Origin of the sequence: Kitasatospora sp. NPDC085895 (assembly GCF_040702125.1) — a bacterium.
GTDB classification, from domain to species: Bacteria; Actinomycetota; Actinomycetes; order Streptomycetales; family Streptomycetaceae; genus Kitasatospora; species Kitasatospora arboriphila.
In genome coordinates, this window is the sequence record NZ_JBFBJY010000022.1 from 62,407 (window position 1) to 76,389 (window position 13,983).

Consider the following 13,983-nt stretch of genomic DNA (forward strand, 5'->3'; position numbering starts at 1 on the left):
ACGACGCCCCTATCGGCGCACGACGCTCGGTTCGCCCGGCCGGCCGGTGGCCGGATCCAGGGTGAAGACCGCGATCTCCTTCTCCGTGGTCACCGTGATCCGGTCCGGCCCCGACCACTCGGCCGACGTGAAGAAGCCACGCCCGTCGCGCTCGTCCCACACCCCCGGCTCCCAGTGGCGGGCGGACCAGCCGCTGCCGGTCAGGAGCTCCACGCGGTAGGTCGGGTCGATCGAGAAGGCGATGTCGGTCACGGCCGGCACCCGGTCCGGGTGGCCCGGGTGGACCTTCCGGTCGACCGGTCTCCCGTCACCGCCGAGGGTGACCGCCAGGAACACGATCGGCGTGCCGACGAGGACGAGCGCCGCCAGGGCCGCCGCGCAGCCGATCTGCGACCACCGGGTACGGAACTCGAACTCGACCACCACCGAGGCCACCGTCAGCACCACCGCCGCCCCGACCAGCAGCACCGGGTGGTCGAACCAGCGCTCGGCCTCCACCAGCCCGCCCGAGTGCGAGGCCTGAACCCCGGGCAGGTACGCCAGCAGCGCCGCCAGCGCCAGGCCCCTGAGCCCCCGGGTGATCCGTCTGCGACGTCCCGCCGTCATCAGTCCCCCGTTCGTCCGCCGTCGATCGTCCGCGTGGACCGTACTGACTCCTCGCCTTCCGGTACGACCCGTCACCCGCCGGCGGCCGTGCCCGGCAGCACCAGGTGACGGCGCATCGGCACTGGTCGCGGCCGCTTCACCGCCGTCCGCTACGCTCTCCCGGATCAACGGCGCGGGCTCCCTCCGGCCCCGCCGAACCGGAAGGCACAGCGCATTGCACGTCACCACCGAGCGGACCCGACCCGTCTCCCGGCGCTGGGCGCTGCTCCCGATGGGCGGCGTGCTCCTCGTCGCCGCCGCCGTCTACGAGCGGACCTGGGTGGAGCCGCCGCACGAGTACCTGCTGTGCAAGAACCCGGCCTCGCTCGGCGCCGTCTTCTGGGTGGTCGTCTCGGTGATGATCGGAGCCGGCCTGGTGTGCGCGATCGGTGTGATGCACCTCGTCATCGACACCCCGAGCCGGATCGCGGCACCGCTGGTCTACGCGGCGATCGCGCTGACCGCGGTCGTCGGCTCCGACGCGCTCGACCACGCCGGCGCGGGGATCGCCGCCCGGACGGCGGCCGAGTACCGCTCGGCCGGCTCCGTCTGTGACTACCCGATGCCCGCCTACCGCGAGACCCCGGGGTGGTTCTTCTGAGCAGCACCGGCCGCTACCGGTGGCGCACCGACGCCAGGGGCGCACTGCCCGCCGCCCTCATGTGGATGTTCCCCAAGGGCGCGAAGGACTGCGGCGACCACCAGTGGTACCGGAAGGACGAGCGCACCTACCGCTGCTACCACTGCGAGCCCGGCGAGCGCCCGAGCACACCCGACGAGGACCGCCAGCGCACCGGCGTCCCCGGCCGGGACTGAGGTCCGCGGTCAGCCGTCCGCCACCGCGCGGCCCGTCCGGCGGTCCAGCGGGACGCCCGCCAGCACCGCGGCGACGGCCTGCGGGTCGACGGCGCGCCCGTAGTGGTCCTCGGCGTCACGGCGGACGGCCTCGGCGCTGCCGTCCACCAGCAGCTCGAACAGCCACCCGGCACCGTCGGACTCCCCCGGCCCGAACGCGACCGGACCGCACTGCCACGTATCCGAGCCCGCCTCCCGCCACACGCCTCAGGGCAGCAGCGCCCTCATCGCGTCGGCGGGCAGGGCGGGGTTGGCGGCGGCCGCCGCCGCGACCTCCGGGTCCTCGTCGGCCAGCAGTCCGACGACGACTCCGGCGGGGAGTTCCGGACGTGCGGCGGCGACGGGACGGGCGCGGGGGTCGTCCAGGCAGGCGAGGAGTGCGGGGACCGGTGAATTCGGGTGCCGGGCGATCTCGCGCAGGGCCTTCCGGACCGCGGCCGGCGGGCGGGTCAGCGCCTCCAGGACGGCCGCGGTCGCACCGGGGTTGGTGGCGACCTGCCCGGCCACCCGGGGACCGTGACGACCGATCATGGCGAGCAGTTGCACCTCGGTGAGGCCCGGGTGCGGGGCGATCGCCTTGAGCACCTTGGCGTCAGGGTCGCACGCGAGCGCGTCGCGGACCGCGTCCGGCAGGTCACGGCGCAGGGCGACCAGCATCCGCAGCGTCGGGTCGGCCGCCGCGGCGAGACCGGCGGTCTCCGCGGGGGTGGCCGCGGCGACGCGTGGGAGCAGCACCGGACCGAGCCGGGTCGAGCGGGCCAGCCGGGCCAGGACGTCCAGCGGCAGGTGCGGGTGGTGCGCGAGGGACCGCTGGACGTCGTGGCCGCGGTCCTCGGCGAGCTGCCGGATCAGGGCCTCGCCGGTCGAGGGGTTCCGTGCCAGTTCCGCACGGACCATCGGCATCTGGTCCCCGGCCAGCCGGCTGTAGACGCGCTGCGGCAGGCCTCCGCGGGCCGCGACGAGGCGGCGCAGCAGTGCGGAGGGGCAGTCGGCGAACCGGGCCACGGCCGCTGCCGGGGTGGCCGGGTTGTGCAGTGCCTGCCACTGGATCTCGTGCACGGCGGACCGGTGGGATCCGTCGCATTCGTCGCCGGGCAGCAGCGCACAGTCCCGGCGGGGGCAGTCGGCGGTGTGGACGAAGGGCACGTCCTCCTGGTCGCAGACCCGGCAGGAGCGGGCCGGCGGGAGTCCTTCACCGGTGAGCAGCGCGGCCAGCAGGTCGGGCGGGGTCGACCGGTTGCCTGCGACCGCCCGGCGGACCTGCGCGTGCGGATGCCGTGCGAGTTCGGCGGCCAGGTGCGCCGGGGCCCAGGAGCCGAGTTCGGCGACGACCGCGGGGTCCGGGTCGTCCGCGAGGGTGCGGGCCACGTCCGGTGGGAGGTCCGGGCAGGCGGCGAGCTTCTCCCGGTGCTCCGCCCGCGGGTGCGAGGCGAAGTGGCGGGCCCATCGGGGCAGTCCGGCTCCTTCGTCGAGCAGGGCGAGTGCGGCGAGCGGCTGCACGGCCGGATCGGTGTCCGCCGGCTGCAGGCTGCCCTCGCGGGCGAGCCCGACGGCGGCCGCCTGGGACCGAGCCGCGAGCCTGCGGACCTGGGTACGGCTCAGGTCCGGCCGCAGCGCCAGCTCCTGGGCGAGCTCCTCGTCCGCTGCGGCGATCAGTCGGTCGACCAGGGCGGGCGGAAGGGCCGGGTTCGCGGCGAGGCCGAGCAGGGCGGGAGTCACCGCGTCATCCTGCTGCACCGGCCGTGGGGGTGTCCCCCGGTTTTCCGTGGCGGCCGGAGGGCAGGATGGTCGGGCGGGGGCGCCGAGGGTCACCCCGGGTGGTCCGCCTGGCGGGTGGCGCGGGCGTGTCGGAGGTGGTTGCGGGCTCGGGTGAGGTTCCGGACGACCTGGGGCAGGAACGAGCCGCGGAAGGCGTCCGCCTCCCGGGCCGCGGCGGCGGCGAGTTCCAGGTGTGCGGCCGTGCCGGGCACGGCGTCGGCCGGATGCGGCCCGGCCGCCTCGCGGGCGCTCCGGCGGATCAGTGCGGCCAGCTCCCCGGCGCCCGGGTCGTCCAGGTCCTCGTGGCCCCACAGCGCGAGCTCGTCGACGAGCGCGGCCAGTTCGCGGTCGCGGCGGTGTTCCCACCACGTCCCCCCAGGTCTCTCCACGGCCCGATCATGCACGGCCCGGGCGAACCCGTACCGGAGTACGGCGAATCCCGGACAGGCCACCGGTCGGTGTGCCATGGGCGGAAGGAGCCGGCAGGAGCGGCCTACCGGCGCCCGGGTTCCGGCGGGGTGAGCCGGTCGGCCGGGTGTCGCGGGAGGGTTGCGGTGCCGCAGTGCCGCTCGACGGTCTCGGCGAAGGCGAGCGCCAGCGGTGAGAGGGCGTCCCAGCGGCGGACGGCCCAGCCCGCGGTGAGGGCCGGCAGTCCGGGGACGGGGATCAGCCGCAGGTCGGGGTGGCCGGGGCCGCTCCAGGCGGGCAGGGTCGGGACGACGGCGTGGCCGAGGCCCAGTTCGGCGAGGAGGATCGCGGTGTCCCAGTCGGTGACGCTGGTGTCGAAGACCGGCCGGATCCCGGACTCGGTCAGCCACGCACCGAGTTGGCGCCGCGCGGTCGAGTTCTCGGGGAGCCCGATGAGCCGCGCGTCCTGCAGGTCGGTCGGCGATACCTCGGTCCTCGTGGCGAGCGGGTCGGCGGCGGAGACGGCGAGGGACCACGGGAGTTCGACCACCGGGCGCTGCTCGACGGCGCGGGCGGCGGGCCCGAGGGTGATCCAGGCGAGGTCGACGCTGCCTGCGGCCAGGGCGTCGAAGCAGCCACGGCTGGCGGTCTCGGTCTGGAACTCGAGGCTGGCCCGCGGGAAGTGCCGCCGGAAGTCGACCACGGCCGCGGCCATGAAATGCCGCACGGTGGTGGCACCCGTGGTGACCCGAACCGGGCCGACACCGGCGCGGGCCGCGTCCTCGAGCCGCCGCAGGGCGTGGTCGATGCACCCCAGTCCCTCGGTGACGGCCGCGTCGAGCATGCGCCCGTACGCGGTCGGCAGCACGCCGCGGGTGTGCCGTTCGAGCAGGCTCAGGCCCAGCTCGCGTTCCAGCCGCTTCACGTGCTGGCTGACGGCGGACTGGGTGCAGGAGAGGTCCCGGGCGGCGGCGCTCAGCGAGCCCGTCCGGCAGACGGCGGTGAAGACGCGGAGGTCGTCGAGTGTCACGGTGACCCAAGGTATCGCTTGGGTCCGTGGCAGCGAATCCGAGGATTGACTTGGGTTTTCACCATGCTTGATCATCGCTGCAGGGCCCAGGGCGGCAACCCGCCGCCGCCTCCACCCGATCCGGACGGGCGGGTGCGGCGGCGGGTGTCGACCCGCACGGTCCCCTGTTCGCCCGCACGGAGAGCCGCAATTCGCCCGCGCGGAGAGCCGCATCGGCGCCGGCCGTGAAGTGCGGTGATCCGTGGGGCACTTCGCGGCACTCGGCCGCACCGGACCCGCAGACCACAGGAGCACATGTGACCACCACCCCCCTGACCGTGGCCGTCCTCGGACCGGGCGGCGTCGGAGGCTTGATCGGCGCGCTGCTCGCCCGTGCCGGACACCGCGTCGTCTGCCTGGCCGGCGAGTCCACCGCGGCCGTCCTGCGCAGGGACGGTCTGCACGTCGAGAGCGCCCGGTTCGGGGAGTTCACCGTCGCGGTCGAGGCCGACACGCTGCTGCGGCAGCCGGTGGACGCCCTCTTCGTGACGGTCAAGCAGACCGCCTTGGAGTCGGCGCTCGACCGGGTCCCGGCCGGGGTCCTCGGCGGCGCCGCCGTGGTCCCGCTGCTCAACGGACTCGACCACCTCGCCGTGCTGCGCGGACGCCGCCCCGCGACGCGGGTGGTCGCCGGCACGATCAGGGTCGAGGCGACCCGCACCGCTCCGGGACGCATCCGCCACGGCAGCCCGTTCGCCGACGTCCAACTCGCCGGACCGGCGGACGACCTGGCCGAGGCCCTGCGCGGGGCGGGCCTGGGCGCGACCCTGCGGTCCGACGAGACCTCGATGCTGTGGGAGAAGCTCGCCTTCCTGGCACCGTTCGCCCTGCTGACCACCCGGTACCGGACGGACGCCGGAACGGTCCGCAGCGACCTGCGCCCGGAACTCGTCGCCGTGGTCGAGGAGATCACCGGTGTCGCCCGGGCCGCGGGCACCGCGGTGACGGCCGAGGACGTGCTCGCCTTCTTCGACCGCTCGCCGCACGCGATGAAGTCCTCGATGCAGCGCGACGCGGAGGCCGGCCGGCCGCTCGAACTCGACGCGATCGGCGGCGCCGTGCTGCGAGCCGCCGCCGCCCACGGGATCGCCGCCCCGGCCACGGCCCGGCTGGTCGCGGACGTCGCCCACGGCACCGGCCGGGAGGTGTGACGCCGCCCCGGACGGCCCGGACGACGGTCGGTCAGCCGAGCGGGCCCGGGCGGAGGTCGCCGAGCAGCTCCGCCCGGCCGGTGATCACGTCGGTCAGGATCGACCGGGCGACGGCGAGCAGTTCGGCGACCTCGGGGCTGGCGATCCGGTAGATCACGGTGGCGCCGTCGCGGCGGGAGGTGACCACCCCGGCGCGGCGGAGCACGGCGAGCTGCTGGGAGAGGTTGGAGGCCTCCACGCCGACGTCGGTGAGGAGTTCGGCGACGGCGTGCTCGCGCTGGCTGAGCAGTTCGAGGACCCGGATCCGCACGGGGTGGCCGAGGGTTTTGAAGAACTCCGCCTTGATCTGGTAGAGCGGCACCGTGGCGACAGAGGGTTGCTGCGGGGCGCCGGCATGCATGGGGTCACCGTCCGTGTCGTGGGTTCGCGTACTGGTTCGACTGTAGCAACGCAGGTCACAGGCCCGGCCTGTGACCGGGCACGAGGGCTCGTGGGTGTCGGCGGCCTCCGCGACGCGCTCCGGGGACCGTATCGGCCCGGGGGCACCGGGCGCTGCCACACGCAGAAGTGAACAGATGCGCAACTGGCCAAGTCGCCGCCTCCGAACGGGTGTACGGAGACGGCGCGGCGGCGGGCCGCGGCCCGCACGGCGCCGGCCGGCCCCCACCCGCCGGTGCCGCGCTCCTCTGCGCTGCCCGCGCGCTCCCCTGCCGCGCCGTGCGCCGCTGCACGGGCCGGTCGGGAGCCGCGCGCCCGGCGTGCGGCCGCCGGGGGCCCGTTCCGTTCGTGGTCGTCGGTCCGCCGGGCGGCGGGGGCGGGGCGGGTCCGCCGCCCGGGCGCGCGCCACCGGGACCTCGGGAACGGCGGGCCGCGGTCACCGGTACGGTCCGAAATCCCCGCCTGCCGTGCTCCGGACCGGTGGCAGGATCTGTCCCGATCGGCCGCCCCGGCGCAGCCCGTGGAAAGACCGCGGCCGCGCGCACGGTGCCCGGATCCCTTCCGGCGTACGGCCCACGAGCCCGGGGAGCCGACCGCCGCGACGGCGGCAGCCCGGCGACGGACACAAGCGAGGTGCATGGTGCGATCCGAAGCACGCGGCGGCCGGACTGCCGCAGGGAACCGTCCCGGCCGCCGGGCCGCCGGCCGGCTGCTCGTCCTGCCGCTGGCCCTGCTGCTGTCGGCCGCCTGCTCCTCCGGCGGATCGCCGCCGTCCGGCTCCGGCGGCCTCGCCTCCGCGGCTGCACCGTCGAGCGGTGCCGCCGCGGCTCCGTCCGCCGGTGCCGGTGCGAGTGCCACGACGGCGTCCGCCGGCGCCGCGCCGGGGACGGTCCTGCCGCTGGACCGCCTCACCTCGCTGGCACCCTGCCCCGGCACCGGCGGCGTCCCCGTCATCAGCACGCAGTTCCTGGCCGGCGGCCTCATGATGACGGGTTGTTGGACCGACGACCCCGTCCGGACGACGGTCGTGGACGTCGTCCACGGCACCCTGGCCTTCACCCGGGACGACCCGCAGGGCACCGCGCGGATTCCCGCCGGCAACCACGTCTACGTCGTCTCCCGGGCCGTGACTCCCGCCGGCGCGCTCACCAAGGCGGAGAACCACTTCTTCGTCGAGTGCCTGGAGGCCCGGACGGGCCGCTCGCTCTGGAGGAGTCCCGTCGAGGACTGGGTGCCCGCGGAGCAGCGCGACGACGACTCGGCCGGCCGCGCGGAGGCCGTCGAGGGCACCGACGAGGAGGACGGGCACCCGCACACCGTCCTCGTCTCGCTGCACGGCAGCACGCTCCTCGACGGCGACACCGGCAAGGAGCTGTGGCACGGCGAGGCGTCCCGCAGCGGCGCCGAGTACTCCCCGTACGGCGTCCGGCTGGAGCAGCCCGACGTGGATCCGGCGAGCGGCATGACCGTCAAGGGCTTCTCGCTGGTCACCGGTCGGCAGCGGTGGTCCGTCGACGTGCCGCCGCTCCCGAACCCGCAGGAGTACCCGGACGGCCCGGTCAGGATCCTCCACAGCACCGACCGGGCGGTCTTCGCCTACGACGTGCGGACGGGGAGGGTCGTCGCCCGGGGGCCCGTTCCGAAGGGGCTCGCCGACGTCGTCCAGGGCGGTGGCAGGATCCTCGCCACCGCCGACGGCGGGAAGCGGTTGGCGCTCTACCGCGTCACCGACATGACGGCGCCGGTCTGGAGCATCCCGGTCGAGGAGACGAAGCCCGCCGTGGTGCGGTCCGGTCTGGTCGGGGTCAACGGGCCGCGCGGCGTGGTGCTGCTGAGCGCCGAGGACGGCTCGGTGCGGTCCGAGGTGAAGGACACCTCGCTCGTCTTCGGCTCCGGCGCGATCGGCGCCGTACCCGCCTACGGGCTGGGGATGCTCGGCAACGACAGGGCCGTCGTCCTCGACACCGACCTGCAGACCCGCTGACCGGCGCGGCCCCGGCGACCCGCACCGACCCGATGTGTGCACCTGGACGAGAGGAGAACCCGGATGACGACCGGAGCACCGCGGAAGGCCGACTTCTTCATCAGCTACACCCGGGCGGACAGCGCCTGGGCCGAGTGGACGGCCGAGGTGATGGAGGACGCCGGCCACACGGTCGTGGTCCAGTTCCTGGACTTCGCCGTCGGCGACAACTTCGTCCTCGCCATGGAACGCGCGCTGGCCGGCTCGCAGCGCCTCGTCCTGCTGCTCAGCCAGGCGTACATGCGCTCCGGATTCACCGCGGCGGAGTGGTCGGCGGTCTTCCGCCTGGACCCGGACGGCCGGCGCCGGCTCCTCGTCCCGCTCCTCGTCGAGGACTTCGAGCTCGACGGGCTGCTCGGGCCGCGCATCCACATCCCGCTCCACGACGTGGACGAGGCCACCGCCCGCCGGCGGCTGCTCGACGGCCTGCAGGACCCGCGCGCCACCCGGAACCCGGATCCGCCCTTCCCCGGTCGCTCCTGACCGCACATCATCCGCCGGCCGCCCGGCGGAGAACGGACCGGTACACCGTGATCGACTTCTTCGTCTCGTACGCCGAGGACGACCTGTCCTGGGCCGAATGGATCGGCTGGCAGCTCGAATCGGCCGGGTACAGCGTCCGCCTCCGCGCCTGGGACCACGCCCTGCCCGGCACCAACCGGGTGCTGGCGGAGGACAGCGACCTCGGGAACGTCGAGCGCCTGATCGCCGTCCTGTCGCCGGACTACCGACTGTCCGCCGACTCCCGCGCCCAGTGGTCCGCGTTCCTGCGCACCGACCCTGCGGGCGAACGCCGCCGCATCGTCCCGGTCGAGGTCGTCCCCGGCCACGGCGGCGCGCTGCTCGACAACCTCGAACCGGTGTCGCTCGTCGGGCTGGACCGCAGGGCGGCGCAGCGGGCCCTCCTGGCAGCGGTGTGCGAGACCCGCCTCAAGCCCTCCCGCAGCCCGGGCTACCCCGGCCGCCGCGCCCCCGCCTATCCGGCCGGCGGCCTCGCGGCCCTCGCGCCCGACACCCGGATGCTGCTGATCCTGCTCGGCATCGACGGCGCCGCGTTCCTCTACGGCGCCCTCGCCTACACCGGCCGGTCGGGCGACTCCGGCGACCTGTGGCGCAGCCTCGTCTTCGTCCTGCTGCTGGTGGTCACCCTCAGGTCGACCGGACGATGGTGGCGCCGCCGCTTCTGACCGGCCGAAGGGAGACGGCCGGGTCCTCCCTCACGGTCGGGCGCCTGACGGTGCCGAGCCGCGCGGTCCGCCGGGCTGGTTCAGCGTGCCGGTAGCGGGGCCGGTCGGGGCCGGTCCGACGGTGCCGGGTCGGCGGCACGCCACCGGCGGCGGGAGGCGAGGGCGGCCAGCCCGGCGCCGGCGGCGTTCAGCAGGACGTCGTCCACGGAGGACACCCGGTCCAGCCACAGCACGTACTGCGCCGTCTCGACCAGGACGGAGCAGCCCGCCCCCAGCGCCAGGATCCGCGGCACGGACGCCAGTGCCGCGAACCGCATCGGGGCGAAGCAGCCGAGTGCCGCGAACACCAGCAGGTTGCCGACGACCTGGACGGCCGCCGTGACCGGGCTGCCCGCGAGGACCTCGATCAGGTCCCGCAGCGGCACCAGGCTCACCCGGCGGGGAGCGGTGCCGGCCCCGGCACCCGGCAGCATGATCATCCACACCCACGGCAGCGTCCCGTAGGCGATGCCGACCTCGGCCAGCGCGGTGCGCCGCGCCCACCCCGGCGAGGTGCCGGTGGCACTCCGACGGCGTGCCAGCGCCCACACGGCCAGCGCGGCCAGCGGCAGCCCGGCCGTGGTCAGGAACACCACGCCGTTGATCGTGCCGAGCCAGGCGTGCCACCCGTCGCGGTGGTGGTGGAGCGGCCGCTGCGCGAGGAAGGCCACGACCGCGGCACCGAGGACCGCCGGGCCGGCGAGGACGGCCCGGCGGATGCGGCGGGCCGGTGCTGGGGGTGTTGCGGTACGGTCCATGGCTCCACTGTCGACGGCGGGCCGGCCGGCCCGGCCACGGCGGATGCTGATCATTCGTCCGCGAGTATCGCACTGCCGCAACTCCCGGGCGGCCGTACCGTCAGGACCACCCCGCGGGACGGCGTGCGTCAGAAGGGCGACCCGTCGTCGGGCCGGCCGCGCTCCACCAGCAGCGAGACCAGCTCCGGCGGAATCCACCCGGAGAAGGTCAGGGCCCGGCTCTCGAGACCAGCAGCATCCACGGGCCGGAACCCTGGCGCGTGTCCTCGGAGGCGCACCGGACGCCTCCTGGCGCGCGCCTCCGGCCGTGCGGGCGTGTCAGCCGCCGCGCAGGGCCTTGTGGGCGCCGTAGGCCTCCAGGAATCCCTGGATCGCCTGCAGGTCGTCGCCGAAGGCCGCGGGCCGCCACTTCGCCTTGCCTCCGCCGCGGTAGCGGAGGTCCAGCCAGACGGCGATGCTCACCGTGCTGCTGTCGGAGAAGCTCTGCCCGCGGACCTTCAGTTCCACCCCGTCGAGGTCGGCGAAGCCCATGACGTCCGGCGGCGTCCGGTCGTCGCGGTACTCGACGGCGCCCTCGGGAGTGATCACCAGCAGCGGGTCGGGGTCGCGCGAGGACCCGTGCAGCAGGCCGGACAGCTTTCCCCGCTTCTTGGTGAAGACCCGCCAGTTCGCCGGTGCGGCGCCGTGGCGGGCGTGTTCGAGGATGGTCTGCGGGTCTGTCATGCCGCCTCCGGTGTCTCCAGGACCACGATGGATTGTCCGTCCACCGGGGAACGGCCGCCACCGAGGAGCGCCCGCCACCGCGGCTCCGGTCAGCCGTCCGTCAGCTGCCGGACGGCCAGCAGGACGCGGCCCGCACCGTCCTCGCCCGCCATGTGCTCGGCGGCCCCCGCGGCGGCCCGGGCGTACGCCGGCCGGTGCACGATCCGGCGCAGTGACTCGGCCAGGGCTTCGGCCGTGAGGGACCGGAAGGGGATCGGGTCGGCGGCGGCGCCGATCGCGGCCAGCCGTCCGGCCCAGAACGGCTGGTCGGCGGTGACCGGCACGGTGACCGCGGGCACGCCGGCCCGCAGTGCGGCGGCCGAGGTGCCGGCGCCGGCGTGGTGGACCACCGCGGCCAGCCGCGGGAACAGCAGCGCGTGCGGGAGGTCCCCGACGGTCAGCACGTCGTCGCCCTCGGCCGCGAGTCCGGCGGCGCCGGCCTGGAGGATGCCGCGCAGGCCGGCGCGGCGCAGCGCCCGGACGGCGAGGTCGCTCAGCCGCTCCCCCTCGCCGGAGGCCATGCTGCCGAAGCCGACGAGCACGGGCGGCGGGCCGGACCGCAGGAAGTCCTCCACCTCTGGAGGCAGTCGGTCGTCGGCGTCGACATGGGGCCACCAGGTTCCCGCGATCTCGAGACCGGGGCGCCAGTCGGCGGGGCGGCGCACCAGGGCGGTGCTGAAGCCGTACAGGACGGGCCGGTTCGCCCGTTCCTGCCGGCGGCGCATCGCGGCGGCGGAGCACGGCGGCAGCCCGAGGCGGCGCCGCAGCTGCGTGACGGCGGGGTCGTAGAGGCGGTCGGCGACGCGGAGCGCGAGGCGTCCGGTCATGCGGTTGCCGAAGCGGCCGAGCGGTCGGACGCCGGGGACGGTCGGCGGGAAGTCGCCGGTGGGGGCGGTGGGTTGGAGGTGCACGCCGAGGCTCGGGATGCCGGTGGCCTCGGCGAGGTGCCAGCCGAGCGGTGCCGTGGTGGCGGACAGCAGGAGCAGGTCCGCACCGCCGTCCACGGCGTCGGCGAAGCCCTGGCCGAGTTCGGTGACGAACGCGGCGGCGGTGCGCATCAGTTCGCGCCGGTCCGGGGCAGTGCCGGGGCCGGTGCCGATGCCGGGGCGCGCCTTGGTGTCGGCGGGCAGGCTGCGGAACTCCAGTCCGGCGGCACGGACGAGGGGGGCGAAGGGGTCGGCGGCGGCGAGGGCGACCGCGTACCCGGCGCGGCGCAGTTCGGCGCCGAGGCCGGTGTAGGGCGCGATGTCACCGCGTGATCCGGCGGCGGCGATCAGGATCCTCATCGGGTCTCCCCGGCGTCGGAGCGGCCGGGGTCGGCGGTGCGGCGGTCGGCGTTGGCGTGGACGGCCGCGCGCAGGTACTCGGCGAGGCCCGGCCGCTGCTGGGAGGGCGGGACGACCAGGGCGAAGGCGCGCGGGTCGGCGGCGAAGTCGTCGGCGATCCGGCGGTGCATCTCGGGCGGGCAGGTGGTGAACCAGCGGGCGATGTGCAGGCGGTGCTCCTCGGCGAGGTCGCCGGCCCGCTCTCCGTCGCTCGGTTCGCCGTCGTCGAAGGCGGCGAGCAGTTCGGTCCGCCAGGCGGCGGCCTCGGCCATGAGCCGGCGCCAGTCCTCCTTGCTGTGGGCGGCGGCGCGCGCCATGGACTCGCGCTGTCCCTCGGAGTGCGCCCACTTCTGCTGGGCCTCGGTGGCGTAGCTGAGGTCGAAGGCGATCTCGCCGAACACCTCGAAGCGTTCCTGCGGGGTCATCGCGACGCCGGTCCGCTGGACGGCGATCGCCTGTTCCGCGACCTCGGCGAGCCGCTGGAGCCTGGCGATCTCCTCGCCCAACCGGCGCTGCCTGTCCAGGAGGTGCTGCAGGGCGTTGGCGTCCGGGTCGGCGAGGATCTCGGCGATCCCGTCGAGCGGGATCCCGAGTTCCCGGTAGAAGAGGATCTGTTGGAGCCGGGCGAGGTCGGCGTCGTCGTAGAGGCGGTAGCCGGCGTCGCTGCGGCCGCTCGGCGAGAGCAGTCCCGCCCGGTCGTAGTGGTGCAGTGTGCGGACGGTCACCCCGGCGAACGCCGCGACCTGTCCGACGGAGTAGTTCATCCCCGTGCCCTTTCGTCGACCTCAGCCTGGGGCCTGACGCAGGGGGAGGGTCAATTCGGCTCCGGTGCTCCGGGGCTCCGGCCGGCGCCGGGGCAGGTGTGCCGCCGGTCCCTCGCCCCGGTCGTCGGAGGAGGGCCGGCAGCCTGGAGCCCGCTTACGGGTTGACGCTCAGACCCTGCGCGATGAAGACGACGGTGTTGTGGGCGTCGGTGCGGACGGTGAAGACGTTGCCCTGCCAGCCGAACGCGCCGGAGGCGTTCTTGCCCTCGCCGTGGGCCTTGAAGAGCTTGGCGAGGTCGGCGGCGGTCGCGGCGGGCGCCGGCTGCTTGCCGGGGGTCTGCAGCAGCACCTTGGCGGTGGACGCCACGGGGTAGGTGTCGGTGGGGGCGTCCGGCTGCCGCTCGACGGTCGGTGCGGTGGCACCGTCGTGGCAGGTGACCTTGGGGGCGCTGCCGTTGAGCAGGAGGCCGGTGGTCTCGGTCTGGATGCCCTCGACGTACACCCACTTGGCACCGGCCGCCGGCCCGCACGGCTCCTTGCCCGCGGTGGCGCCGGTGCTCGGCGTCCCCGCGGCCTGCGGGACGGCGGAGGTACCGGCGGACGTGGCCGTGGTGGCGGGCGCGACGGACGCCGCGGAACCGGCGGAGCCGCTGCCCCCGTCGGAGCCGCAGGCGGTCAGCAGGGCTGCGGCGGCAGCGGTGGCGAGGCAGGCGCGAAGGACGCGTGCGGATGCGGACATGGTGATGGACCTTCCCCCGTGGACCGTGGACGTGCCGTCGCCGCGACGACCGGCTCCCGGAC

Annotated in this window: 17 protein-coding genes; 6 read left to right on the forward strand and 11 right to left on the reverse strand. The window is 75.4% G+C overall.

The window, feature by feature from the left end; all coding sequences use genetic code 11:
• Positions 1 to 9 precede the first annotated feature (9 nt).
• Entirely contained in the window at positions 10 to 606 is a 597-nt protein-coding gene (locus tag AB0442_RS16715) for a hypothetical protein (protein ID WP_366163500.1), read from the reverse strand.
• Positions 607 to 820: 214 nt separating this feature from the next.
• On the opposite strand from AB0442_RS16715, the gene AB0442_RS16720 reads away from it, so the two are divergent.
• Together AB0442_RS16720 and AB0442_RS16725 are read left to right on the forward strand one after the other, a co-directional pair.
• Positions 821 to 1,246 carry a hypothetical protein gene (locus tag AB0442_RS16720; protein WP_366163502.1) on the forward strand — a complete coding sequence of 142 codons (426 nt, stop codon included), beginning with the start codon at positions 821 to 823 and terminating at the stop codon, positions 1,244 to 1,246.
• Positions 1,234 to 1,461 (forward strand): hypothetical protein, encoded by a 228-nt coding sequence (locus AB0442_RS16725; protein ID WP_366163504.1) that lies wholly within the window; start codon positions 1,234 to 1,236, stop codon positions 1,459 to 1,461. The genes AB0442_RS16720 and AB0442_RS16725 overlap by 13 nt, the downstream gene beginning before the upstream one ends.
• Before the next feature lie 9 nt (positions 1,462 to 1,470).
• On the opposite strand, the gene AB0442_RS16730 is transcribed toward AB0442_RS16725, so the two are convergent.
• The 4 genes from AB0442_RS16730 to AB0442_RS16745 form a co-directional block, all read right to left on the reverse strand.
• Positions 1,471 to 1,704, reverse strand: coding sequence for a hypothetical protein (locus AB0442_RS16730; RefSeq protein ID WP_366163506.1), 234 nt, complete (start codon positions 1,702 to 1,704; stop codon positions 1,471 to 1,473).
• A gap of 3 nt (positions 1,705 to 1,707) precedes the next feature.
• Entirely contained in the window at positions 1,708 to 3,219 is a 1,512-nt protein-coding gene (locus AB0442_RS16735; RefSeq protein WP_366163508.1) for a hypothetical protein, read from the reverse strand.
• Between the two features lie 89 nt (positions 3,220 to 3,308).
• Positions 3,309 to 3,647 (reverse strand): hypothetical protein, encoded by a 339-nt coding sequence (locus AB0442_RS16740; protein ID WP_366163509.1) that lies wholly within the window; start codon positions 3,645 to 3,647, stop codon positions 3,309 to 3,311.
• 104 nt (positions 3,648 to 3,751) lie between these two features.
• Positions 3,752 to 4,696, reverse strand: a complete 945-nt coding sequence (locus tag AB0442_RS16745) for a LysR family transcriptional regulator (RefSeq protein WP_366163511.1) — start codon at positions 4,694 to 4,696, stop codon at positions 3,752 to 3,754.
• Between the two features lie 296 nt (positions 4,697 to 4,992).
• Here AB0442_RS16745 and AB0442_RS16750 point away from each other — a divergent pair, with 296 nt between their 5' ends.
• Complete coding sequence (locus tag AB0442_RS16750; protein WP_366163512.1) at positions 4,993 to 5,886, forward strand: 2-dehydropantoate 2-reductase; 894 nt, start codon at positions 4,993 to 4,995, stop codon at positions 5,884 to 5,886.
• A 31-nt stretch (positions 5,887 to 5,917) separates the two neighbouring features.
• Here the strand turns inward: AB0442_RS16750 and AB0442_RS16755 are convergent, their stop codons facing one another.
• Positions 5,918 to 6,286 carry a metalloregulator ArsR/SmtB family transcription factor gene (locus AB0442_RS16755; RefSeq protein ID WP_344624899.1) on the reverse strand — a complete coding sequence of 123 codons (369 nt, stop codon included), beginning with the start codon at positions 6,284 to 6,286 and terminating at the stop codon, positions 5,918 to 5,920.
• 675 nt (positions 6,287 to 6,961) lie between these two features.
• On the opposite strand from AB0442_RS16755, the gene AB0442_RS16760 reads away from it, so the two are divergent.
• The 3 genes from AB0442_RS16760 (at position 6,962) to AB0442_RS16770 (ending at position 9,534) form a co-directional block, all read left to right on the forward strand.
• Positions 6,962 to 8,308: a hypothetical protein gene (locus AB0442_RS16760; protein WP_366163514.1), complete on the forward strand. Its 1,347-nt coding sequence runs from the start codon at positions 6,962 to 6,964 to the stop codon at positions 8,306 to 8,308.
• A 63-nt stretch (positions 8,309 to 8,371) separates the two neighbouring features.
• Positions 8,372 to 8,830: a toll/interleukin-1 receptor domain-containing protein gene (locus AB0442_RS16765; protein WP_366163516.1), complete on the forward strand. Its 459-nt coding sequence runs from the start codon at positions 8,372 to 8,374 to the stop codon at positions 8,828 to 8,830.
• A gap of 47 nt (positions 8,831 to 8,877) precedes the next feature.
• On the forward strand, positions 8,878 to 9,534 hold the full coding sequence (locus AB0442_RS16770; RefSeq protein WP_366163518.1) for a toll/interleukin-1 receptor domain-containing protein: 657 nt from the start codon (positions 8,878 to 8,880) through the stop codon (positions 9,532 to 9,534).
• An 80-nt stretch (positions 9,535 to 9,614) separates the two neighbouring features.
• Here AB0442_RS16770 and AB0442_RS16775 read toward each other — a convergent pair whose 3' ends face one another.
• The 5 genes from AB0442_RS16775 to AB0442_RS16795 all read right to left on the reverse strand — a co-directional run bounded on the left by AB0442_RS16775 (position 9,615) and on the right by AB0442_RS16795 (position 13,921).
• On the reverse strand, positions 9,615 to 10,331 hold the full coding sequence (locus tag AB0442_RS16775) for a VanZ family protein (protein ID WP_366163520.1): 717 nt from the start codon (positions 10,329 to 10,331) through the stop codon (positions 9,615 to 9,617).
• 318 nt (positions 10,332 to 10,649) lie between these two features.
• Positions 10,650 to 11,054, reverse strand: a complete 405-nt coding sequence (locus AB0442_RS16780; protein ID WP_366163521.1) for a hypothetical protein — start codon at positions 11,052 to 11,054, stop codon at positions 10,650 to 10,652.
• A gap of 89 nt (positions 11,055 to 11,143) precedes the next feature.
• The gene (locus AB0442_RS16785) at positions 11,144 to 12,379 is read right to left on the reverse strand and encodes a glycosyltransferase (protein WP_366163523.1); all 1,236 of its coding nucleotides are present in this window, start codon (positions 12,377 to 12,379) and stop codon (positions 11,144 to 11,146) included.
• The gene (locus AB0442_RS16790; protein WP_366163525.1) at positions 12,376 to 13,182 is read right to left on the reverse strand and encodes a MerR family transcriptional regulator; all 807 of its coding nucleotides are present in this window, start codon (positions 13,180 to 13,182) and stop codon (positions 12,376 to 12,378) included. The genes AB0442_RS16785 and AB0442_RS16790 overlap by 4 nt, the downstream gene beginning before the upstream one ends.
• A gap of 154 nt (positions 13,183 to 13,336) precedes the next feature.
• Complete coding sequence (locus tag AB0442_RS16795) at positions 13,337 to 13,921, reverse strand: hypothetical protein (protein ID WP_366163527.1); 585 nt, start codon at positions 13,919 to 13,921, stop codon at positions 13,337 to 13,339.
• Positions 13,922 to 13,983: the final 62 nt, after the last annotated feature.